This is a genomic window from Nonomuraea sp. NPDC050383, from assembly GCF_044459125.1.
In the GTDB taxonomy this organism is placed as follows: domain Bacteria; phylum Actinomycetota; class Actinomycetes; order Streptosporangiales; family Streptosporangiaceae; genus Nonomuraea.
Window position 1 is genome coordinate 23,441 of record NZ_JBITIP010000010.1, and the last position, 20,496, is coordinate 43,936.

The window sequence follows — 20,496 nt, forward strand, 5'->3', positions numbered from 1 at the left end:
CCGCCGCGTGCCCTGAGGCGGCGGGTCAGGGGATCCAGCGGGTGGAGAGCTCCGCGTCCTCCGGGGCGGGGCCCGGCAGGGCGTCGTGGGAGGCGGGCACGCGCAGGGCGTCGAGCAGCAGCGCCAGGTAGCGATGCCGCAGTTGCCGGGTGCGCTCCTGATCGCCCAGCTTCACCGACGCCACCTGCTCGAACAGCAGCGCGATGTCCGCCGTCGTGACGTCCGGACGCAGCACCCCCGCCTCCACGGCGCGCGCGTGGACCCGGGTCGCCAGGTCCGAGGCGCGGGCCGCCGCCGCGCCCAGCTCCGGCGTGGGCTGGAAGGTGCCGGCCAGCTTGATGGTCAGCGAGCTGCTGTCGGCGTCCACGGTGCCGCGCATGTAGCCGGCGAACGCCTCCCACGGGTCCCCCTGGTCGTCGAGGGCCCGCTCCGACACCGCGCTGTAGAGGTTCAGCCCGTCCAGGCACAGTTTGCGCAGCAGGTCCTCCTTGCCGGGGTAGCGACGGTAGAGTGCGCTGATCCCGACGCCGGCGCGCTCGGCCACCGCCGAGATGGGCGCCCCGGGGTCGGAGGTGAACACGGCCCGCGCCGCCTCCAGGATCAGCTCGTCGTTGCGCGCCGCCTGCGCCTTGCGCCCGCTCATGGGTGTGGTCGTCATGCCCCCAGCATATTGGAACGGAAACTTCCGTTCTAGCGTCCGGCCGATCCACGCGCATTGGTCCGTATGTCTATACAAAGAGTTGATATTGATGTACAACCGGGGCGAGCCCGATGGTCATGGAGGTGTCCCGGTGAGACGAACCCGTGTCGTGCTGGCCCTGCTCTGCGCTTTGACGCTCGGCGCCTGCTCCTCCTCCGGCGGGGCCGGCACGGAGAGTGCTCCCGCCTCCGGCTCCGCGCCGCCCGCGGCCGGCGGCGCCACCTTCGCCGTCATCACCCACGGCGGGGCGGGCGACGCCTTCTGGGACGTGGTCAAGAACGGCGCCGAGGCGGCCGGCAAGCAGTACGGCGTCACGGTGACGTACCAGGGCGACGGCGACCCCGGCAAGCAGTCCCAGCTCATCGACCAGGCCGTCTCGCAGAAGGTCAACGGCCTGGTGGTCTCCATGGCCAACCCCGACGCGCTGAAGGAGGCCGTCGGCCGCGCCGTCGCCGCCGGGATCCCCGTCGTGACGATCAACTCGGGGGCCGACTCCTCCAAGGCGTTCGGCGCGATCACCCACGTCGGCCAGTCCGAGGACGTGGCGGGGCGCGGCGCCGGCGAGCAGCTCAAGGCCGCGGGCGTCACCAAGCTGCTGTGCGTCGTCCACGAGGCCGGCAACGTCGGGCTCGACCAGCGGTGCAAGGGCGCCGAGCAGGGACTCGGCGGCACGGTGGAGCGGCTGCAGGTGGACGTGGGCAACCTCGCCGACGTCACCTCCAAGGTCACCGCCAAGCTCCAGTCCGACAAGCAGGTGAACGGCGTCCTCGCGCTCAACCCGGCCGTCGCGATCGCCGCGCGCGACGCCGTGAAGGACTCCGGCTCGACGGCCAAGCTCGCCACGTTCGACCTGTCGGGCGACGTGGTGACGGCCATCAAGGACGGCGAGATCCTGTTCGCGGTGGACCAGCAGCAGTACCTCCAGGGCTGGCTGCCCATCACCTTCCTCACCCTGTACGACCGGAACCTCAACACCGTCGGCGGCGGCCTGCCGGTCAACACCGGCCCCGGCTTCGTCACCAAGGACAACGCCGAGCGGGTGGCCAAGCTCGCCGAGGCGGGCACCCGATGACCCGTGCCGGAGAGCGGTCATGACCGCGGTGGCCGGCGGCGCCGACGAACGGGTCGCCGGCGCCGGCCTGCTGCGGCGGCTGCTCATCCGCCCCGAGCTCGGCGCAGTCGTCGGGATGGTCGTGGTGTTCGCGTTCTTCGCCGCGCAGTCGGCGGTGTTCCGCTCGCCCGAGGGCGTCGCCAACTGGCTCGACCCGGCCGCCACGCTCGGCATCATGGCCGTGGCCATCGCGCTGCTGATGATCGGCGGCGAGTTCGACCTGTCGGCCGGCGTCCTCACCGGCACGACCGGCCTGATCCTCGTCACGCTCGCCACCCGCTACGGCCTGGACGTGTGGACGGCGATGCTCGTGAGCCTCGTCGTGGCGCTGGCCGTCGGGTTCGCCAACGGGATGATCGTCACCAGGACCCGGCTGCCCAGCTTCATCGTCACCCTCGGCACGTTCCTCATGCTCCAGGGCGTCAACCTCGGCGTCACCAAGGCGCTCACCGGCACCGTGCAGGTCAGCGGGCTGCGCCGGGCGGCCGGCTACGAAGGGGCGCGCACGGTCCTGGCGGGCACCGTCGAGATCGGCGGCACCCCGTTCCGCGTGGCGATCCTGTGGTGGCTGCTGGTCACCGCCCTCGCGACCTGGGTGCTCATGCGCTCCCGGGCGGGCAACTGGATCTTCGCGGTCGGCGGCGACGAGCAGGCGGCCCGGGCCGTGGGCGTGCCGGCCGCGCGCACGAAGATCGCGCTGTTCATGACGACCGCGTTCGCCGCCTGGCTGGTCGGCTCGATCCTCGCGCTGCGCTACACGTCCGTGCAGGCCAACATCGGCATCGGGCAGGAGTTCATCTACATCATCGCCGCGGTGATCGGCGGCTGCCTGCTCACGGGCGGGTACGGCTCCGCGATCGGCGCCTCCATCGGCGCGGTGATCTTCGGGATGGCCGACAAGGGCATCGTGTTCCTGGGCTGGGACGCCGACTGGTTCAAGTTCTTCCTGGGCGCCATGCTGCTGCTGGCCACGCTCGCCAACCGCCTGGTCAGGCGGTACGCCGAGGAGGTGAAGCATTGATCATCGAGACGCGCGGCATCGGCAAGACGTTCGGCTCGGTGCTGGCCCTGCGCGACGTGTCGATGGGGGTGGCGGCGGGCGAGGTCACCTGCGTGCTGGGCGACAACGGCGCCGGCAAGTCCACCCTCATCAAGATCCTGTCGGGGGTGGACCAGCACGACGCCGGGACGTACCTCGTGGACGGCGCGGAGGTGCGGCTGGGCAGCCCGCGCGAGGCGCTCGACCGCGGCATCGCCACCGTCTACCAGGACCTCGCCATGATCCCGCTGATGTCGGTGTGGCGGAACTTCTTCCTCGGCTCCGAGCCGCGCAAGGGCATCGCCTTCGACGTGGCGAAGGCCCGCAGGGTCGCCCGGGAGGAGCTGCGGGCCATGGGCATCGACATCCGGGACGTGGACCAGCCGGTCGGCACGCTGTCGGGCGGCGAGCGGCAGTCGGTGGCGATCGCCCGGGCCGTCCACTTCGGCGCCCGGGTCCTCATCCTCGACGAGCCGACCTCCGCGCTGGGCGTCAAGCAGGCGGGCGTCGTGCTCCGGTACGTCGCCCGGGCCCGCGACCGGGGGCTCGGGGTGGTGTTCATCACCCACAACCCGCACCACGCCTACCCCGTCGGGGACCGGTTCCTGCTGCTCAACCGCGGGACGAGCCTCGGCGAGTACGGCAAGGCCGACATCACCCGGGAGGAGCTGACGGCGTTGATGGCTGGGGGAGCGGAGCTGGAGGAGCTGGCGCACGAGCTGCGGCGGGAGTGAACCGCACGAGCTGCGGCGGGAGTGAACCGCGCGAGCCTCACCCGCGGGAGCGGGCCAGGGGCAGGATGACGTGGTCGACGAGGCGGCGGGCCAGGTCGCCGTCCACCGGCTCGCCGGTGATCAGGCCGCGGAAGAACAGGGTCGCCGGCCCGAGCTGCCACAGCAGCTCGGTGTCGGCGGCGGCCGCCAGCTCCCCTCTCTCCCACGCCCGCTCGAACACCCGCATCGCCAGCCGCCTGCGGCCCGCCACGTAGTGCCGGTCCACCGCGGCCGCCAGCTCGGTGTTGTGCCGGATCTCGCCCACCAGGCCCGCGACGACGTCGCCGAGCGGCTCCAGCTCGGCGACGAGGAACTCCATCAGCGCCAGCAGGTCCCCCCGCAGGCTCCCCGTGTCGGGCGCCTCGGGCAGGGGAGAGGCGGCGTTGACGAACGCCGCCACCACGAGCTCCGCCTTCGACGGCCACCGCCGGTAGACGGTCTGCCTGCTCGCCCGGGCCCTGGCCGCGACCACGTCGACGCTCAGCCGGTCGTAGCCCGTCTCGCGTAACACATCGAGGGCGGCGCCGAGCAGCTCGGCCTCACGTGCGGGACCTCCCCGCAGAGGGGTCACGGACATGACCACCAGAGTAAGCGCGATGCCGCCCCGACTGTAAGGGCTGTCAAGGCGCGGACCGTGTCCCGATGCCTTCCCGCCCGCCCGCGCCGCCCCCCGCCCGCCGCTCGCCGGTCAGCGGAGCCGGGCTGTCAGCGGAGGGAGGCGAAGAAGGCGCGGACGTCCTCGGCGAAGACCTCCGGCTGCTCCAGTGCCGCGAACGTGCCGCCGCGCTCGTGCTCCACCCAGCCCACGATGGCGTTGTCGCGCTCGGCGAAGCGGCGGATCGGCCGCAGGACGTCCTTCGGGAACACCGAGATCGACGTGGGCACCGTCGCCGGCTTGAGCTCCCACTCGACGCTGGTGTCCTGGTCGGTGTCCGGCGTCTCCACGAAGGAGCGGGCCGCCGACCCGGCCGTGTTGGTCAGCCAGTAGAGCATGACCGTGGTGAGCAGACGGTCGGCCGGGACCTCCTCGTCGCTCCACTCGTGGTAGACGCCGGCGAACCACGCCAGCAGCGCCACGGGGGAGTCGGCCATGCCGTACGCGAACGTCTGCGGCCGGGCCGACTGGATGAGCTTGTAGGCGTACTGGTCGGTCAGGTAGCGCTCACGGAAGGCCATGCGCTCCTGCTCCACCTCGGTCAGCCCGTCCAGCTCGCCCGGCGCTCCGATCGGGAAGCAGATGATCCCGTTGCCGTGCATGCCCACCACCCGGTCGGGGGCGAGCACGCCGATCTCACGGGAGATCCAGGTGCCCCAGTCGCCGCCCTGCACGCCGAACCGCTCGTAGCCGAGCCGCGTCATCAGCTCCAGCCACGCCTTCGCGATCCGGGTGGAGCCCCAGCCCAGCTCGCGGGTGGGACCGGACAGCCCGTAGCCGGGCAGGGACGGGATGACCAGGTGGAAGTCGCGGCTGAGCGGCTCGATCACGTCGAGGTACTCCACCGGGGAGCTGGGCCAGCCGTGCGTGATCAGCAGCGGCAGCGCGTCCTCGCGCCCGGAGCGGACGTGCAGGAAGTGGACGCCCTGGCCGTCGATCTCGGTGACGAACTGGTCGTGCGCGTCGAGCTCGGCCAGCGCGCCGTCCCAGTCGTAGCCGGTGCGCCAGTGCCGGACCAGGTCCTTCAGGTGGGCGAGCGGGACACCGTGCTCCCAGCCCGTCCCCGGGACCTCGTCCGGCCAGCGCACCCGGTCGAGCCGCCCCCACAGGTCGTCGAGGTCGGCGCGGGCGGGCTGGAAGCGGAAGGGGCGGATGTCGTTCGGGGTCAAGCCATGCCTCCATCGTCTCGGTACGCTGTACCGTACACCATACGGTTCGATGGACGCAAACGCTCGCCCCGGCCGGATCTCCGGCGCGGTCAGCGATCGTGGACGGTGATGACGTAACCGTCGGGGTCGGCGAAGGAGAACGTCCGCCCGAACGGCCCGTCCACCGGCTCGGCCACGATGGGCACGCCCGCCGCCGCCAGCTCGTCGCGCAGGGCCTGCGCGTCGTCCCCCTTCAGCCACAGCGCCACACCCAGGCCCGGACGCGACGCCGCGTCCAGGTCCACGCCGGGCAGCGGCTCACGCACGGCGAACGGGATCGGCCGCGTGGCGAACACCACCGCGTGCGGCGGGCCCGCGGGGTCGCGCTCCAGGCCGAGGTGCTTCTCGTAGAACGCGGCGGACGCCGCGACGTCGCGAACCTGCAGCGCCACGAAGTCGATTCCGGTGACGGTCATGATGTGCCTCCTATGTCAGGACTTTGACAGCAGGACTGTATGTCAGAATGCTGACATGGAGCAAGTCGGCCTGGATCTCGACCGGAGCATCGGATACCAGCTCAAGCGCGCGCACGCCGCCCTGCGCGCGGCCATGGACGCCGCCCTGCGGCGCCACGGGCTCACCACGCCCCAGTACGCCTGCCTGGAGCTCCTCGACCAGCGGCCGGGGCTGTCGAATGCCGAGCTGGCCCGGGGGGCGTTCGTCACGCGGCAGTCGATGAACGTGGTCCTGCGCAACCTTCAGGACGCCGGCCTGGTGGAGCGCCCGCGGGCCGCGCCGCACGGCCGGGCGCTGCCGGCCACGCTGACCGAGACCGGCGGCGCCCGGCTGCTCGCGGCCCGCGCGGACGTCCTCGACGTCGAGCGGCTCATGGTCCGCGACCTGGACCCGGCCCGTACCGATCTGCTGGTGGACGCCCTGACCGGCATGGCCGCCGCCCTGGGCGAGTCCGAACCGCCCGCAGGCTGAGTGTTGATCTACGTTGTAAAGGCGGTAGCGTGGTGAGGTGTCCTCTTCGTACCTCACCCTGAAAACCGGCGTCGAGCACGAGACGGAGGCGCGGCGGTCCCGGTTCGTGTGCGCGATGGCGCCGGTGAGCGGGGTGGAGGAGGCGCAGGAGTTCATCGCCGGGCGCCGCAGGGCTCATGCGGGAGCGACGCACAACTGCACCGCGTACGTGATCGGGCAGCGCCTGCAGAAGGGCGACGACGACGGCGAGCCGGGCGGCACGGCCGGCACGCCCATGGTGCAGGCCCTGGTCGGCCGGGGGTTCAACGACGTGGTGGCGGTGGTCACCCGCTACTTCGGCGGTGTCCTGCTGGGTGCCGGCGGCCTGGTCCGGGCGTACGGGTCGGCGGTGACGGAGACGCTGGACCGGGCGGAGGCCGTCCGCATGGTGCCGGCGCGGCTGGTGCGCGTGTCGGTGGCGCACGACCAGGCGGGCCGCGTCGAGAACGGCCTGCGCGCCTCACGGTACGCCGTGCGGGACGTCGCCTACGGCTCGGCCGTCGAGTTCGCGGTGGCGGTGGGGGAGGACGAGGTGCCGGCGTTCACGGCGTGGCTGGCGACGCTCACGGCGGGGCGGGCCCGCGTGGAGACCGGCGAGGGCATCCACGTTCCGGGCTGACGCCCCGGCCGGGGGCTCAGCCCTCCAGGGCGTACTGCATGACGCGGAACTTGGCCTGGGCCTCGGCCAGCTCCGAGCTGGGGTCCGAGTTGCCCATGATGCCGCCCCCCGCGAACAGCCGGGCGCGGTTCCCGTCCACGACGGCCGAGCGCAGGGCGATGCCCCACTCGCCGTCGCCGTGGGCGTCGATCCAGCCCACCGGACCGGCGTACCCGGCGCGGTCCATGCCCTCCAGCTCGCGGATCACCTCGATCGCCGTGTCCGTCGGCGTGCCGCCGACGGCGGCGGTCGGGTGCATGGCCGCGACGACGTCCAGCACGGACGCCCCGTCGGCCAGCCGCCCGGTGACGTGGCTGGCCAGGTGCTGGACGTTCGGCAGGACGAGCAGCTCCGGCTCGTCCGGCGTGTGCAGCGAGGAGCACAGCGGCGCGAGCGTCTGCCGGACGGACGCGATGGCACACTCGTGCTCGTGGCGGTCCTTCTCCGAGGCGAACAGGGCCGTGCCGCGGGCGAGGTCGTCGGCGGCGCTGGTGCCGCGTGGCGTCGTGCCGGCCAGGACGAGCGACTCGATGTGCTTGCCGGTACGGCGGACCAGCAGCTCGGGCGTCGCGCCGACGAGGCCCGCGACGGAGAAGGTGTAGCACTCCGGGTAGCGGCGGCTGAGCCGGTCCAGCAGCAGCCGGATGTCGATGGGGCGCTCGGCCGTGGCCAGCAGGTCGCGGGCGAGCACCACCTTCTCCAGCTCGCCGGCGCGGATGCGGCGGGCGGCCCGCGCCACCACGGCCTCCCACTCGGGCGCGGTCAGGCTCCCGTCGCTGTAGCGGATGCGGCCCGGCGTGCGGACCGGGGTGAACGGCTGCAGGCCCGGCTCGCCGACGGTGGTGAGCCAGGCGCGGCCGTCACGGCGGGCCAGGATGGTCCGGGGCACGATCAGGGTGGAGCCGGGCACGTCCTCGTCGAAGGTGAAGGTGCCGAAGGCGACGGGCCCGGAGCCGGGCGTCTTGACGGCGTCGTCGATGCGGGCGTCGCCCAGCACGTCGGCCAGCCACTGGCGGGCCCACGCGAAGCGGCGCGGCCCCGGCGGCACGGTGACGCGAGCGGCCTCCCCCCAGCCGACGAGCCCCTCGCCGTGACGGATCCACGCGAACGGCGCGGTCCTCGGCAGGGAAGCCAGCAGGTCACCGGGGTCGCCCACGGAGGTGGTGCGAACCGGTAGCGGGCGGGTGGTTCCGAGCGCGACACTCACCCAAGACACTCTATGCGGGAACTGAACACGTTCGACTGTGACCCCCTGGAATGGGTGGTAACGGTCATGGATCCGAGAAAAACCTCGACATTCGCCAATATGGGGTCCTAGCCGGCTGGACCCCTGAGCCCGCCGGGCTCCGGGGCGACTGTCAAGCCGCGATATGCAGTCGGTGGTGAAATGGCCGCCCTTCCCCGCCGGTCATGGCCGGTCCACGATCAGATCCCTACCTTGAGGGCCATGATCCCTCGCCTGCTCGCCGCCCTGGTCCTCCTGTCCGGCTCCGGTACCGTGCAGGCCGCCGCGCAAGTCACCGCGCGGGCCGACACCGGCGTCCCGGTGCCGACGTCGATGGTGGCTCTCGGCGACTCGATCTCCGCGGGGTTCAACGCCTGCGGCTGGTACGTCTCGTGCACCTCCCGCTCCTGGTCGGCCGGCGACAACGCCGACGTCGCCAGCCACTACCTGCGGCTGCTGCGGCTCGACGACGACCTTCGCGGGCACAACCGCAACCTCGCCGTGCCCGGCGCGACCAGCGCCGGCCTGATGAGCCAGGTACGCCAGGCGATCGACCTCAAACCCGGCTACGTGACGATCCTCATCGGCGCCCAGGACGCCTGCGTGGGCACCGAGCGGGAGATGACGCCGGTGGAGGTGTACCGGCAGCGGCTGGACGCGGCACTGGCGGCGCTGCGTGACGGGGTGCCCGGCGTGCGGGTGTTCGTGGCCAGCATCCCGGACCTGCGGCGGCTGTGGCACGTCGGCAGGAGCAACGTGCTCGCCCGCACCTTCTGGACGGGCGGGCGGATCTGCCAGTCGATGCTGGCCCGCCCCTCGTCGGTCAAGCGGGCCGACGTCCAGCGGCGCGAACGGGTGCGGGACCGGGTGATCGCCTACAACCAGCAGGCGGCCGAGGCGTGCGCCGCGCTGGGGGACGCCTGCCGGACGGACGAGGGGGCGGTGTTCCGGTTCCGGTTCACGCTCGACCACATCAGCAAGTGGGACTTCTTCCACCCGAACGTCGCCGGGCAGCGGGCGCTGGCCGAGACGACGTTCGGCCACGGCTTCGCATGGCTGGACGGCCGGTAGGAGCCTGGACGGCCCGCCGGGGGCCTGCGGCCGTCAGCGGCACTGGGCGAGCATGGCCTGCTTGTCGGCCGGGGTGACCGGCACGCCGTACTTGAGCGCGACCTGGGCGAACCGGGTCACGTACGCGCAGCGGATGCGGCGCCGCGGCGGCAGCCAGCCCGCCGGGCCGGAGGCGTCCTTCTGCTCGTTGGCGGCGCCGTCCACGGGCAGCAGGTTGAGCGGGTCGTTGGCGAAGTTCAGGCGCTTGGACATCGGCCAGCGGGTGGCGGCCATCCGCCAGGCGTAGGCGAGCGGGACCACGTGGTCCACCTGCACCTCGTCGGCGCGGGACTTGCGCCACTCGATGGACCGGCCCGTGTACGGGTCGGTCAGGCGCATGGCGACCACCTCGCAGCGCGAGCCCTTGCGGTAGCGGACGTCCTGGCCGTCGCGGGTCAGCAGGTCGTCACGGGTCCGGCACCCGTTGCCCGCGTACGGGACGCCGGAGGCGGTGTCGGCCCAGTTGTCGCCGTACCGGGTGCGCGCGTACCCCGTGGCGGGGCCGCGGCCCTTGACGCGCAGGCGGGAGATGAGCTTGCGGGCGGCGGCCCGGTCGGTGCCGGAGGTGATGGGGGCCAGGCCGGGGCGGGTGCCGCCGGCGTTGGTGAGCGGGCTGGTGCCCATGCTGACCGTGTCGGCGTTGTTGACGCCGGTGGCCCGGGTGCTCTTCGCGGTCCCGAACAGGGAGACCACGAGGACGCCTCCCGCGATGAGCGCGACCGTGTCCTTCGTGCTCAATCACGCCTCCGAAGTGGGGGTGTCAGGGTGTTGGGCACAGATCTCTAGAGAGATTCCCGGCATGGCCGACTTTGACACGGTAAGGCATGGACATCGGGCCGGGCAGGAAGGTGTGACTTGCGCGGCCCGCACCCGCGTGACGACGCCTCAGCGGGTGATCGTGCCCAGGGATTCCACGAAACCGGCCAGGAGCCGGGCGAACTCGGCGCGGTCGGCGGCCGGCCAGTCGCGCATGGCCTCGGCGTACATCTCCTGCCGGAAGGCGTGGATCCGCGCGGACACGCGCCGCCCGGCCGGGGTGCGGACGAGCAGGGCGCGGCGGCCGTCGGCCTGGTCCGCCTCGCGCCGTACCAGACCGGCCGTCACGGCGGCGGCGACGAGCTTGCTGGCGCGTGGCTGGTCGATGTTCAGGGCGGCGGCCACGCTGCTGACGGTCGCGGCGTCGCCTCCTTCCTCGGCTTCCTCGATGACGTCCAGGATCTCGGCGCCGCCCCCTGGTGCGGCGATCGCCGCCGTCTCCTGGTCGGCGCCGGAGCCGGTCGTCCGACGAGCCGCGGCGAGTCGTGCCAGGTTGCGCCGGGTCTGGCTGCGGCGGATGGCCACCATGGCCCGTTCGACCGTCTCGACGTGCTCGTCGCCGTTGCGTTCCACGATCCCGAAGTATATGCTCCCGAGCACTTACATGTCAGATTGCATCTATATGTGAAAGGATATGCTCATGGAACGGCCCATCGGTTTCTGGCTGAAGCACCTCGACCAGCTCATCGAGGCCGCCGCCGAGCGCGTCTTCGCCGAGGAGCGGCTCACCCGGAGGCACTGGCAGGTCATGAACGTGCTGCACCGGTCCCCGCGGACCACGGAGGAGCTGGCTGAGGCGTTGCGGCCCTTCTGGGTACCCGGGGCGATCACCCAGGAAGACGTCACGGGCGAGCTCGCCCGCCGCGGCTGGCTCTCCCGGGACGACGCGGGCCGCCACACGCTCACGGCGGACGGCCGGGCCGGACATGCCGCGGTGCGGCGGAAGGTGGACGGCATCCGCGCCACGTTCCTCGCCGGCCTCACCGAGGAGGAGTACCGCGAGACCGTCGGCGTCCTCCAGCACATGGCCGGCAACCTGGAGCGCGCCGCCCTCCCGGGCAGGGCCGACACGTGACGACCGCCCGTACCTTCCTGAACATCGCTCTGTGGATCATCCAGGTCCTGCTGGCGGCGATGCTGGTCAACAGCGCCGTGCAGAAGCTCCTCGGGAACGAGGAGTTCGTGGCCGGGTTCGCCAGGCTGGGGTTCGGCGCCTGGTTCCTGTACCTGGTCGTCGTCCTGGAGCTCGCCGGGGCGCTCGCCGTGCTGATCCCCCGGCTGGCGGGTCCGGCGGCGTGGGGCCTGGTGCTGATGATGTGCGGCGCCGTCGTCGCCGAGCTCGCCGTGATGCGCGGAAGCGTGGTCCCGGCGCTGAACGTGCTCGTCATGGCGGCCCTCGTCGCCTGGGGGCGGCATCGCGGCACGGTGGAGGTGTACCGGCGGATCGCCCGGCGGTGAGGCCGATCGCCGGAAGCTGACCCGGGCCGATCGGGCGGCGTCCCACCCGTGCGGCCGCAGGACGCCTGCGGCCCACAAGACGCCTGCGGCCCGCAGGATGCCTGCGGGCCGCGATGTGCCGTCCGGCCGGCGAGGCCGGCCGCGAGAGATCGTGAGGTGCGCTTACGCGGAGGAGGCGGGGGCCTGGTTCACGGCCGGGCCGCGCAGGTCGTACGCCATCCGGCCCGGCTCCGCCCGGTCGCGTCCGGCGCCGGCCTCGCGGGCGGCCTCGTCGTCGTCATCGTCGCCGGCCTCGTCCACGCCCTGCGGATCGTCCTCGTCCTGGGGGTCGTCCTGCGAGGAGCCGTGGGGCTCGTCGTGGGGGCCGTCCGGGGTCTCCGTGGTGGCGGCGGCCGCGGGCTCCGGCTTGACCCAGGTGCCGTTGCGGCGGGCCAGCAACTCCTCCAGCAGGGCGTCCCACTGCGCGCCGACGGCGTCGATGTCGTACGTGCGGGCCGTCTCCAGCGCACCGGCGGCCAGCCGGCGGCGCAGGTCCTCGTCCTCGATCACCCGCATGATCGCCGTCGCGAGGTTGGCGTTGGTCCGCGGCTTGACGAGCAGCCCGTCGACCTCGTCGGTGATCATCTCCTTGGGCCCGTGCGGGCTGTTGAAGCTGACGATCGCCAGCCCCTTGGCCATGGCCTCCAGGATCGTCATCGGGAAGCCCTCGTGGCGCGAGCTCAGCACGAAGATCGACGCCTTCTCCAGCTCCGCGCCCACGTCGGACGTCGGGCCGGGCAGCACGACCTTGCCCTCCAGGCCGGCCTCGGCGATCTGGGTGCGCAGGTTGTCCTCCTGCGGACCGGCGCCGAAGATGCGCAGCTGCCAGTCGGGGTGCGCCTGCGCGACCTGCTCCCAGGCGGTGATCAGCCGGTGGAAGCCCTTGAGCCGGGTCATCCGGCCGACGGCCACGACGACCTTGGCGTCCAGCTTGGACAGGCCGCCCTCCATGGGCGGCACGGCGTTGGGGATCCGCACCAGGCGCTTGGGCTTCTTGGGCAGCGTGGCGCGATAGTCGCGCAGGTCGGCCTTGGTCAGCGTGGTGAGCGCGTCGAAGCGGCGGTAGCGCCACTTGATGAGCTCCTGCATCGGCTCCACCTGCGTGCGCAGGGCCACGTGCTCCTGGCCGACCGTGATGACGCTGGGCAGGGCGAGCTGGGCCATCGCCAGGTTGAGGCCGGGCCGGGTCGCCATGAGCACGCCGGTGTCGAGCGAGCGGATGTAGCGGGCCAGCTTGAGGTCGGTCCACAGGTTGAACCGGTGGTAGGCGGTCTCCTCCTTGGGGATCAGCCGGCTCGGCATCTTCGACAGCATCGCCCGCATGGGATCCGGGCTGGGGTCCAGCCGGTCGTCCAGGAAGCGGAACTTCACCCGCGGGTCGATGGGGAAGAACGGCTGCTCGGCCTCCTTCAGGATGGAGACGATCTCCACGTCGTGCTCCCGAGCCAGGTAGCTGGCCAGGTTGAACACGGTTCTGATCGTCCCGCCCATGCCGTTGGCGTGCAGCAGCAGGATCCGTACCTGATGAAGGGAAGGGGGCGGCGCCTTGCGCGCCTTGCGCCGGTTGTAGCCCTTGTACAGCCGGACCATCGCCGACCTGCTCTTGCGTGCCAGTGCGCGCACCTGCGGGATCCCCCTTGGCTCGAGAGTGTCACAACACACGTGGCCGGCGGTGAGCCACTCTCACCACCGGCCTATTGTCTCGCTTCGGCGGAGTGCACCATTCATCCCCGTGGCACTATCCCCACCTATGATCATTAGACGCCTCAAATGCCATTAAGGTTGCACCGGTGATGCAGCCGAGATCCCGCGCCATGTGCCCGTGAGCAGTCCGGGACGGAGAGTGCGCGGGGGCCGGGCAGCCGGGCCAGGACCGCGGCTGCCCGTCAACTCACCGGCTACGCCTCGTCCGGCTTCCGGCTGTCCTTCTTGGCGTCCTTGACCTGCCTGCTGGTCTTGATCGCTTCCTTCTTGGACTTGCCGGACTTGGTCGCCGGTTTCTTCTTGGCTTCTGCCATCGTTTCCCCCGAGTGGCTATGGTGCCCGAATGGCACACTAAGCCGCTTAATACCCGTTTAGCACTCCAACCCGACATTGCATCCCGGGCGAGTCCGGTCAGGGCTGCCCCAAACGCCGCAAAGTGTCACAGCAGAGGCAGCTGTTCGGCCGCCGGAGGCTTGGCGGGCGGTGTGGCCGCGGAGCGCGGCGGGCGGACGCGGCGGGTCCGCCCGGAGGTGGTCGCGCCGACCCCGTGGTGCTCGGCCAGCCGCCTGACCTGCTCCGTGATCCGCCGCTGGTACGCCTGCGGCGCGTAGGCGCCCCTGCCGTACAGCTCCAGGTAGCGCGGCACGAGGCGCGGGTGCTCGCGGGACAGCCACGTCAGCCACCACTCGCGCGCCCCTGGCCGCAGGTGCAGCACGATCGGCGCGATGTGCGTCGCGCCCGCCTCGGCGATCTCCTTGACCGTGCGGTCGAGCTGGGCGGGGGAGTCGGTGAGGTAGGGCAGGATCGGCGCCATCAGCACCCCGCAGTCGATGCCGCGCTCGTTGAGCGTCGCGCACACCTCCAGGCGCCGGCGCGGGTCGGGGGTGCCGGGCTCGGCGGAGCGCCAGGCATCGGCGTCGAGGAAGCCGACCGAGACATTGGCGCTGACGTCGGTGACCTCGGCCGCCTCGGCGAGCAGGTCGAGGTCGCGCAGGATCAGCGTGCCCTTGGTGAGGATCGAGAACGGGTTGGCGGCGTCGCGCAGCGCCTCCAGGATGCCCGGCATGAGCCGGTAACGGCCCTCGGCGCGCTGGTAGCAGTCGACGTTGGTGCCCATGGCGACGTGCTGCCCGCGCCAGCCCGGGGCGGCCAGCTCCCTGCGGGCCAGCTCGGCGGCGTTGACCTTCACAATGATCTTGGAGTCGAAGTCCGCCCCGGCGTCGAGGTCGAGGTAGCGGTGGGTGTTGCGGGCGAAGCAGTAGACGCAGCGGTGGCCGCACCCCCGGTAGGGATTGATCGTGTACTCGAACGGGACACGGCTGGCGGCGGGCACCCGGTTGATGATCGAGCGGGCGTGGATCTCGTAGAACGTCATCCCCCGGAACTCGGGGGTGTCGAACGTGCGCGTCACCGCGCCGCGGGCGAACAGCGGCACGACCGGATCATCCGCATCGGTACCCGTCAGGCGGAGATTGTCCCAGCGCATGTCCTTGATTGGAACAGAAGTTCGATGATGATCGCAAATGGAAAGAGGCGGCAATTACCTGACAGGGCGGGGGCTAATGATCTTCAGGGTTGGGCAGAACACCCGCACAGAGCTTGCGTTCCGGAGGTGCACCCATGGCCTGGTCGCAGGACGAGGAGCGATTGCTGGCACAGATCGAACGGCACCTCGTCGACGACGATCCCCGTCTCGTGGCGCGACTGGAGTCGTTCAACGAGCGGGTCCGACGCAACGAGGCCAAGGCCGCCGGCCAGGGCCGGCTCCGGCCGAGGCCGCGCCGCTCGACGGTGATCATCCTGATCAGCTGGGTGCTCATCGCCACGCTCGTGGCGACCCTGCTGGTCATGGTCCTCCAGCACGGAAGCGCCACGTCCTTCTGATCCGCATTTCCCCATCTCGGCCCGTGTGTAGCCGTCTTGGGCGGATTTTTGAGCCTTTGTTGGGTGATCGAGCGCGGAGCTCCAGCTCGCGGGCCGGGCGCCCTCTCTCGCCGTAGGTCTCCTGCGGTGGTCGACGTCGCCTCGGACTCGCCCTGGCCATGGGATGCTCGCGCACGTATACTCGTAGACGAGTGTTCGTACACGAGCTACCGAGCGGAGGCGCGCGAGATGGCGAAGCGGCGGAAGGTGGGGAGCCTGCTGGCCCTCGCCGTGCTGTCCGTCGTGGCACAGCGCCCGATGCACGCCTACGAGATGGCCTCCGTCCTGCGGGCCCGCGGCAAGGACCAGGACATGGCGATCAAGTGGGGGTCCCTCTACACCGTCGTGCACAACCTGGCCCGGCACGGCCTGCTGCGGGAGGCGGGCAGCGACCGGCAGGGCGGCCGGCCCGAACGCACCGTCTACGAGATCACCGCCGAGGGCCGCGCCGAGCTGGCCGACTGGACGCGCGAGTTGCTGTCCGACCCGGAGGAGGCGCCGCGCAGGTTCGAGGCGGGGTTGTCGGTCATGGGCGGGCTCGCGCCCGAGGAGGTGACCACCCTGCTGCGCCGGCGGCTCGACGCCCTGGAGCGGCTCGTCGCCGCCCAGCGGGAGGCGCTGGAGCGCGACGCGGGCGACCTCCCGCGGCTGTTCGTCCTGGAGTCGGAGTACGCCCTGGCGATGCGCGAGGCCGAGGCCGCCTGGACCCGGTCGCTGCTGGAGGAGCTGGCCGCGGGCACGTTCCCCCGGCTGGCGGAGTGGCGGGCCTTCCACAGCTCGGGCCACATCCCCCAGGACATCGCCGGCCTGGCCGAGAGGGGGGCCGTCACGGACTGACCCGGACATGGAGGAGGGCCCCGGAGGAGGTGCGGGAACACCGCCGCCGGAGCCCTCGGAACCTCGAACCGAAACCCGCGCGGGCGGATCCCGGCCACGAGATGGCACTCGCAAGCATATCCGGGCCTCCCCGCGTGGACCTGCACGCCCACACCACGGATGGGGAACGACCATGCGCAACCTGAAGACCGTCGTCGAGCACGTGACCTCCGCGGACGGCACCGCCGTCGCCTACCGCCGGCTCGGTGACGGGCCCGGGCTGGTGCTGCTGCACGGAGCCATGCAGACCGGGCCGAGCAACATCGAGCTGGCCCGCGCCCTGGCCGGCTCCCACACCCTCTACGTGCCCGACCGCCGCGGACGCGGCGCCGGCGGCCCGCGACGTCCCGGCCACGGCGTGCGCCAGGACGTCGAGGACGTCTGCGCGCTGCTCGACGCCACCGGGGCGCGCGACGTGGCCGGGGTCAGCTCGGGCGCGATCATCGCCCTGCTCACCGCGCTGTCCCGGCCCGACGTGCGCCGCGTCGTCGCGTTCGAGCCGCCGCTGGACCTCGACGGGTCCAACGACACGGGGTGGCTGGCGCGCTTCGACCGGGAGATCGCCGAGGGGCGGACCAGCGCCGCGCTCGTCACCGGCATGCTGGGCACCCGCATGGGGTCGCCGGTGTTCCGGCTCATGCCCCGCCGCCTGACGGAACGGCTCACCACCACGTTCGTCGAGCGGCAGGAGCGCAACGGGACGGGGGAGGAGCCCGGCTTCCGCGAGCTGGCCCCCACGATCCACCACGACGCGCGGGTGGTCGCCGAGACGGCCGGCCTGCTGCCTCGGCTGCGCGAGCTGCGGGCCGAGGTGCTGCTGCTGGGCGGCTCCAAGAGCCCGGCCTACCTGAGGAAGAGCCTCACCGCGCTGGAGGGCGTGCTCCCCGACGCCCGGCGGGTCGTCCTGCGCGGCCTGAACCACAACGCCACCGGCAACGCCGCCGCGGGCGGGAAGCCGGAGGCCGTCGCCCGCGAGATCGCCCGCTTCCTGTCCTGAGCCCCAGGGTCAGAGGCCGCGGAGGAAGGCGGCGGCGATCGGCGCGGCGACCTTGCCGCCCGTCCCGCCGCCCTCCACCACCACCGCGAACGCCACGTCGTCCTTGAACCCCATGAACCAGGCGTGCGTCTCCAGCTTCTCGCCGGTGCCGTACTCGGCGGTGCCGGTCTTGCCGTGGGTGCCGGCCGGCAGGCCCGCGCCCTTGGCGGTGCCCTTGGTGACCACGGCGGCGGTCAGCTTGTGCATGGACTCCTTGACCCCGTCGGGCAGCGGGTGCTCCTCGGCCTTCTGCGGGAGCCCGGGCACGAGCGTCGGCGGGCGCCAGGTGCCGTCGTCGATGGCGGCGGCCACCGACGCCATCGACAGGGGGCTGGCCGTGATCCGGGCCTGCCCGAACGCCTCGGCGGCGAGCTCGGCGTCGGACTGGGCGCGCGGCACGCTGGCCTTGGTGGCGGGCACGCCGATGTTGAGCGGCTGGTTGAAGCCGACCGACTCCGCCGTCTCCAGCAGCTTGTCGGCGCCGAGCCGCCGCTCGGCCATCGGCGCGAACGTGGTGTTGCACGAGTGGGCGAAGGAGTCGAGGAACGACAGCGACCCGAACTCCTCCTCCTCGGAGTTGCGGATCTTCAGCCCGCCGACGGTCGCGTACTTGGGGCAGGTGACCGAGTCGCCGGGTGAGACGCCCGCGGCGAGCAGCCCGATCGCCGTGACCGCCTTGAAGGTGGAGCCCGGCGGGTAGCGGCCGTCCAGGGCGCGGTTGAAGCCGCCCACGTTGTTGACCACGGCCAGGATCTCGCCGGTGCTCGCCTTCACGGCGACCATGGAGGTGGGCTTCTTGACGTCCTTGACCGCGGCGACCGCGGCGGCCTGCGCGCGCGGGTCGAGGCTGGTCTTGACCGGCTCGCCGTCGGTGCCCTCGATGGTGTGCAGGGTCTTGCCGGCGACCTGGATCTGGGTCGTGGGGGTGCCCGCGAGCTTCTTCTGGAACGTCTCCTGGAGCCCGCCCCGGCCCACGGCCTGGCCGACCTTGTAGGCGCTGCCGAGCTTGGCGACGTCCTTCTTGGTGGCCTTGTCGAGGTAGCCGACGAGCTGCTGCACCGAGCCGCCGGCCTTGCCGTCGTCGATGCGCCCGCCGTCGGCGTCGGTGATCTTCGCCCGGTCCGGCCAGCTGGTCTTGATCGTGAACGACGCGCCGGACGTCAGGGACGGGTGCAGCGCGGCCGGCGTCCAGTCCACCTTCCAGGCACGGTCGGCGACCTTGAGGTCGAGCCGTCCCTCGTAGGTCCACTCGCCGATGTTCTTGAGCCTGAGCGTCGCGGTGTACGGGACGCGGGCCCGGTCGTCGGTCTCGGTGACCTTGCCCAGCCTCACCTGCGTGGACTCGACGGCCAGGGCGGTGCGCATCTGGTCGTAGGCGGTCAGCGGCTGCGGGGCGGCGAGCTGGGCCCGCATGGCCGCCGTGTCACCCGCCTGCCAGGCGGCGGCGAAGCGCTGTGCCGTCTCCGCCGGGGTGCCCTGGGTGCGCAGCAGGTAGTAGGCGCCGCCCCCGGCGGCGCCCACGACCAGCACGGTGATGCCGGAAACGATCGCGATGGTACGGCCACGCGCCACTGGTCAGCCCCCTGGTCCTCGGCAGCGCTTGCTGGGTCCACGAGCTTAGCCGGGCCCGCCGCCCGCCGGGTCCGATGCGACGATCTTGGATTCGGTCCCCGCCTCGTGGGACCCGTTGGCCGAGGACTTGACGCTGGCGGCGTAGGCGGGCACGTACTCCTGGCCGGACAGCTTCTGGATGGCGGCCATGATCTCGTCGGTGACCTGCCGCCGGTCGCGGGCCTTGGTGTGGTCGCCGTCGAACGTCATGGGCTCGCCGATCCGGATGCCGATCCGGGCGGGGCGGGGCACCTTGGCGCCGACCGGCAGCACCTTCTCCGTGCCGCTGAGCGCGACGGGGAGCACCGGCGCGCCGGTGCGCAGCGCCAGCCAGGCCACGCCGATCTTGCCGCGGTAGAGGCGGCCGTCGGGGGAGCGGGTGCCCTCGGGATGGATGCCGAACAGCTCGCCGCGCTCCAGCACCTCGGTGGCGGCGTCGAGCATGGCCTGCGCCGCGTGCGCGCTGTCACGGTCGATGGGGAGGCTGCCGCCCAGGCGCATGAACCAGCCGGAGACCGGGTTGCCGGAGAAGTACTCGTTCTTGGCGACGAACGTCACCGGCCGCGGCAGGAGGGTCGGCAGCAGGAACGAGTCGAGGACGGACAGGTGGTTGGCGGCCAGGATCGCGGGGCCCGTCCGGGGCACGTGCGCCGCGCCGGAGATGTGCGGGCGGCACATCACATGGGCCAGCGGCGTGGCGGCGAACTTGACCACTTGGTACAGCAATGGGCTCTCCTGGCTGATCGTCGGTCGGCCGTCCCACCATAAGGCAGGCGCCCCGGCCGAAGCCGGGGCGCCTGGAAAAGCTGATGAGGCCGATGTGGCGGTCGCCTCCTCGGCGAGATGCACAACACGGCTCCAGCCGAACGGTATTCCGTGAAGGCGGTATTTTGCGGCCCGGGGGACACAGACCACATCGGCCTCACGACTCTAACGGACATCCGGCGACCCGTATTCCACCGGGCCCAAAGATTCGGTCAGGTCCTGGTCCAGTGTGGCTGGGCGACGTCGAAGACCCGCAGCTCACGGCCACGCAGCGCCACCTCGGCGAACTGCCACAAAATCGCCCCGGTCGGCGCGTGGACCACGATCGAGGGGCCCAGCGGCATCTGCAGCAGCCCGGCGCTCCAGCGCGGCACCCCCGGCGCGAGGAACCGCTCCAGCGGTACGGCGTGCACCGAGGCCACCTCGCGCGGGTCCGCCACGGGCCGCTGCCGGCCGCCGAAGGCCACGACCGGGGTGATCACGAACCCGGAGTCGGTGACGTAGTCGTCCAGCAGCCCCGCCACCCGCACGCCGCTGACCGTGGTCTCCTCGGCCAGCTCGCGAAGCGCCGCCTCGACCGGCTGCTCGCCGTCGTCCAGCCGGCCGCCGGGCAGCGCCCACTGGCCCGCGTTGCGGCCGTGCGGCGAGCGCCGGATCATGATCGTGTACGGGTCGCCGGCGTCGTCCTCCAGCACGCACACGGTGACGGCGGCGCGGCGGAGGCCGGGGGCGGGCGGCGCCTCCCGGCGGGGGAAGGCGGCCAGGCGGGCGGCGACCAGCTCGCGCAGCTCGTCCATCGGGGGAAGCACCCGCCCAGGATCGC

Annotated in this window: 23 protein-coding genes; 11 read left to right on the forward strand and 12 right to left on the reverse strand. The window is 72.2% G+C overall.

From position 1 onward, the window contains the following. Window positions 1–25: 25 nt before the first annotated feature. Window positions 26–658: a TetR/AcrR family transcriptional regulator gene (locus tag ACIBG4_RS24395; protein ID WP_310709829.1), complete on the reverse strand. Its 633-nt coding sequence runs from the start codon at window positions 656–658 to the stop codon at window positions 26–28. A 133-nt stretch (window positions 659–791) separates the two neighbouring features. Here ACIBG4_RS24395 and ACIBG4_RS24400 point away from each other — a divergent pair, with 133 nt between their 5' ends. The 3 genes from ACIBG4_RS24400 to ACIBG4_RS24410 are packed head-to-tail and all read left to right on the forward strand — an operon-like array spanning window position 792 to window position 3,584. Next, on the forward strand, window positions 792–1,772 hold the full coding sequence (locus ACIBG4_RS24400) for a substrate-binding domain-containing protein (protein ID WP_397203741.1): 981 nt from the start codon (window positions 792–794) through the stop codon (window positions 1,770–1,772). 19 nt (window positions 1,773–1,791) lie between these two features. Continuing rightward, entirely contained in the window at window positions 1,792–2,832 is a 1,041-nt protein-coding gene (locus ACIBG4_RS24405; RefSeq protein ID WP_397203742.1) for an ABC transporter permease, read from the forward strand. Continuing rightward, window positions 2,829–3,584 carry an ATP-binding cassette domain-containing protein gene (locus tag ACIBG4_RS24410; RefSeq protein ID WP_397203743.1) on the forward strand — a complete coding sequence of 252 codons (756 nt, stop codon included), beginning with the start codon at window positions 2,829–2,831 and terminating at the stop codon, window positions 3,582–3,584. Before ACIBG4_RS24405 ends, ACIBG4_RS24410 begins: the two co-directional genes overlap by 4 nt. 37 nt (window positions 3,585–3,621) lie before the next feature. On the opposite strand, the gene ACIBG4_RS24415 is transcribed toward ACIBG4_RS24410, so the two are convergent. The 3 genes from ACIBG4_RS24415 to ACIBG4_RS24425 all read right to left on the reverse strand — a co-directional run bounded on the left by ACIBG4_RS24415 (window position 3,622) and on the right by ACIBG4_RS24425 (window position 5,902). Beyond that, window positions 3,622–4,200 (reverse strand): TetR/AcrR family transcriptional regulator, encoded by a 579-nt coding sequence (locus ACIBG4_RS24415; RefSeq protein WP_310709823.1) that lies wholly within the window; start codon window positions 4,198–4,200, stop codon window positions 3,622–3,624. A 128-nt stretch (window positions 4,201–4,328) separates the two neighbouring features. Next, on the reverse strand, window positions 4,329–5,447 hold the full coding sequence (locus tag ACIBG4_RS24420; RefSeq protein WP_397203744.1) for an epoxide hydrolase family protein: 1,119 nt from the start codon (window positions 5,445–5,447) through the stop codon (window positions 4,329–4,331). An 89-nt stretch (window positions 5,448–5,536) separates the two neighbouring features. Beyond that, window positions 5,537–5,902, reverse strand: coding sequence for a VOC family protein (locus tag ACIBG4_RS24425; RefSeq protein WP_397203745.1), 366 nt, complete (start codon window positions 5,900–5,902; stop codon window positions 5,537–5,539). A 55-nt stretch (window positions 5,903–5,957) separates the two neighbouring features. Here ACIBG4_RS24425 and ACIBG4_RS24430 point away from each other — a divergent pair, with 55 nt between their 5' ends. Together ACIBG4_RS24430 and ACIBG4_RS24435 are read left to right on the forward strand one after the other, a co-directional pair. Continuing rightward, window positions 5,958–6,413, forward strand: a complete 456-nt coding sequence (locus ACIBG4_RS24430) for a MarR family winged helix-turn-helix transcriptional regulator (RefSeq protein WP_397203746.1) — start codon at window positions 5,958–5,960, stop codon at window positions 6,411–6,413. A gap of 37 nt (window positions 6,414–6,450) precedes the next feature. After that, window positions 6,451–7,071, forward strand: a complete 621-nt coding sequence (locus ACIBG4_RS24435) for a YigZ family protein (protein WP_397203747.1) — start codon at window positions 6,451–6,453, stop codon at window positions 7,069–7,071. A gap of 16 nt (window positions 7,072–7,087) precedes the next feature. Here the strand turns inward: ACIBG4_RS24435 and ACIBG4_RS24440 are convergent, their stop codons facing one another. Then, window positions 7,088–8,317: an isochorismate synthase MenF gene (locus ACIBG4_RS24440; protein WP_397203748.1), complete on the reverse strand. Its 1,230-nt coding sequence runs from the start codon at window positions 8,315–8,317 to the stop codon at window positions 7,088–7,090. Window positions 8,318–8,557: 240 nt separating this feature from the next. Here ACIBG4_RS24440 and ACIBG4_RS24445 point away from each other — a divergent pair, with 240 nt between their 5' ends. Further along, the gene (locus ACIBG4_RS24445; protein WP_397203749.1) at window positions 8,558–9,406 is read left to right on the forward strand and encodes an SGNH/GDSL hydrolase family protein; all 849 of its coding nucleotides are present in this window, start codon (window positions 8,558–8,560) and stop codon (window positions 9,404–9,406) included. A gap of 33 nt (window positions 9,407–9,439) precedes the next feature. Here the strand turns inward: ACIBG4_RS24445 and ACIBG4_RS24450 are convergent, their stop codons facing one another. After that, on the reverse strand, window positions 9,440–10,183 hold the full coding sequence (locus ACIBG4_RS24450) for an HNH endonuclease family protein (RefSeq protein ID WP_397203750.1): 744 nt from the start codon (window positions 10,181–10,183) through the stop codon (window positions 9,440–9,442). A gap of 147 nt (window positions 10,184–10,330) precedes the next feature. Continuing rightward, entirely contained in the window at window positions 10,331–10,834 is a 504-nt protein-coding gene (locus ACIBG4_RS24455) for a MarR family winged helix-turn-helix transcriptional regulator (protein ID WP_397203751.1), read from the reverse strand. Window positions 10,835–10,901: 67 nt separating this feature from the next. On the opposite strand from ACIBG4_RS24455, the gene ACIBG4_RS24460 reads away from it, so the two are divergent. Beyond that, the gene (locus ACIBG4_RS24460; protein WP_397203752.1) at window positions 10,902–11,336 is read left to right on the forward strand and encodes a MarR family winged helix-turn-helix transcriptional regulator; all 435 of its coding nucleotides are present in this window, start codon (window positions 10,902–10,904) and stop codon (window positions 11,334–11,336) included. Continuing rightward, a complete protein-coding gene (locus tag ACIBG4_RS24465; protein ID WP_397203753.1) occupies window positions 11,333–11,719 on the forward strand; it encodes a DoxX family protein in 387 nt (128 codons plus the stop codon). Before ACIBG4_RS24460 ends, ACIBG4_RS24465 begins: the two co-directional genes overlap by 4 nt. A 162-nt stretch (window positions 11,720–11,881) precedes the next feature. Here the strand turns inward: ACIBG4_RS24465 and ACIBG4_RS24470 are convergent, their stop codons facing one another. Both ACIBG4_RS24470 and ACIBG4_RS24475 read right to left on the reverse strand, forming a co-directional pair. Then, window positions 11,882–13,381 carry a glycosyltransferase family 4 protein gene (locus tag ACIBG4_RS24470; protein WP_397203754.1) on the reverse strand — a complete coding sequence of 500 codons (1,500 nt, stop codon included), beginning with the start codon at window positions 13,379–13,381 and terminating at the stop codon, window positions 11,882–11,884. 520 nt (window positions 13,382–13,901) lie between these two features. Continuing rightward, the gene (locus tag ACIBG4_RS24475; protein ID WP_397203755.1) at window positions 13,902–14,948 is read right to left on the reverse strand and encodes an Rv2578c family radical SAM protein; all 1,047 of its coding nucleotides are present in this window, start codon (window positions 14,946–14,948) and stop codon (window positions 13,902–13,904) included. Window positions 14,949–15,082: 134 nt separating this feature from the next. Here ACIBG4_RS24475 and ACIBG4_RS24480 point away from each other — a divergent pair, with 134 nt between their 5' ends. From ACIBG4_RS24480 to ACIBG4_RS24490, 3 genes are all read left to right on the forward strand, one after another. Continuing rightward, a complete protein-coding gene (locus ACIBG4_RS24480) occupies window positions 15,083–15,346 on the forward strand; it encodes a DUF3040 domain-containing protein (RefSeq protein ID WP_310709810.1) in 264 nt (87 codons plus the stop codon). Between the two features lie 228 nt (window positions 15,347–15,574). Continuing rightward, a complete protein-coding gene (locus tag ACIBG4_RS24485; protein WP_397203756.1) occupies window positions 15,575–16,222 on the forward strand; it encodes a PadR family transcriptional regulator in 648 nt (215 codons plus the stop codon). A gap of 172 nt (window positions 16,223–16,394) precedes the next feature. Further along, window positions 16,395–17,258, forward strand: a complete 864-nt coding sequence (locus ACIBG4_RS24490; protein WP_397203757.1) for an alpha/beta fold hydrolase — start codon at window positions 16,395–16,397, stop codon at window positions 17,256–17,258. 9 nt (window positions 17,259–17,267) lie between these two features. Here the strand turns inward: ACIBG4_RS24490 and ACIBG4_RS24495 are convergent, their stop codons facing one another. The 3 genes from ACIBG4_RS24495 to ACIBG4_RS24505 all read right to left on the reverse strand — a co-directional run bounded on the left by ACIBG4_RS24495 (window position 17,268) and on the right by ACIBG4_RS24505 (window position 20,482). Next, complete coding sequence (locus ACIBG4_RS24495; RefSeq protein WP_397203758.1) at window positions 17,268–18,869, reverse strand: penicillin-binding transpeptidase domain-containing protein; 1,602 nt, start codon at window positions 18,867–18,869, stop codon at window positions 17,268–17,270. A gap of 45 nt (window positions 18,870–18,914) precedes the next feature. Then, window positions 18,915–19,634: a lysophospholipid acyltransferase family protein gene (locus ACIBG4_RS24500; protein WP_397203759.1), complete on the reverse strand. Its 720-nt coding sequence runs from the start codon at window positions 19,632–19,634 to the stop codon at window positions 18,915–18,917. A 251-nt stretch (window positions 19,635–19,885) separates the two neighbouring features. Next, window positions 19,886–20,482 (reverse strand): NUDIX hydrolase, encoded by a 597-nt coding sequence (locus ACIBG4_RS24505; protein WP_397203760.1) that lies wholly within the window; start codon window positions 20,480–20,482, stop codon window positions 19,886–19,888. Window positions 20,483–20,496 lie beyond the last annotated feature (14 nt).

Bases quoted from the DNA above. Each gene is read 5' to 3' on its own strand.
- ACIBG4_RS24425 (WP_397203745.1), bottom strand. From the start codon at position 5,902: ATGACCGTCACCGGAATCGACTTCGTGGCGCTGCAGGTTCGCGACGTC.
- ACIBG4_RS24480 (WP_310709810.1), top strand. From the start codon at position 15,083: ATGGCCTGGTCGCAGGACGAGGAGCGATTGCTGGCACAGATCGAACGG.
- ACIBG4_RS24460 (WP_397203752.1), top strand. From the start codon at position 10,902: ATGGAACGGCCCATCGGTTTCTGGCTGAAGCACCTCGACCAGCTCATC.
- ACIBG4_RS24430 (WP_397203746.1), top strand. From the start codon at position 5,958: ATGGAGCAAGTCGGCCTGGATCTCGACCGGAGCATCGGATACCAGCTC.
- ACIBG4_RS24395 (WP_310709829.1), bottom strand. From the start codon at position 658: ATGACGACCACACCCATGAGCGGGCGCAAGGCGCAGGCGGCGCGCAAC.
- ACIBG4_RS24405 (WP_397203742.1), top strand. From the start codon at position 1,792: ATGACCGCGGTGGCCGGCGGCGCCGACGAACGGGTCGCCGGCGCCGGC.
- ACIBG4_RS24415 (WP_310709823.1), bottom strand. From the start codon at position 4,200: ATGTCCGTGACCCCTCTGCGGGGAGGTCCCGCACGTGAGGCCGAGCTG.
- ACIBG4_RS24445 (WP_397203749.1), top strand. From the start codon at position 8,558: ATGATCCCTCGCCTGCTCGCCGCCCTGGTCCTCCTGTCCGGCTCCGGT.
- ACIBG4_RS24475 (WP_397203755.1), bottom strand. From the start codon at position 14,948: ATGCGCTGGGACAATCTCCGCCTGACGGGTACCGATGCGGATGATCCG.
- ACIBG4_RS24490 (WP_397203757.1), top strand. From the start codon at position 16,395: ATGCGCAACCTGAAGACCGTCGTCGAGCACGTGACCTCCGCGGACGGC.
- ACIBG4_RS24485 (WP_397203756.1), top strand. From the start codon at position 15,575: ATGGCGAAGCGGCGGAAGGTGGGGAGCCTGCTGGCCCTCGCCGTGCTG.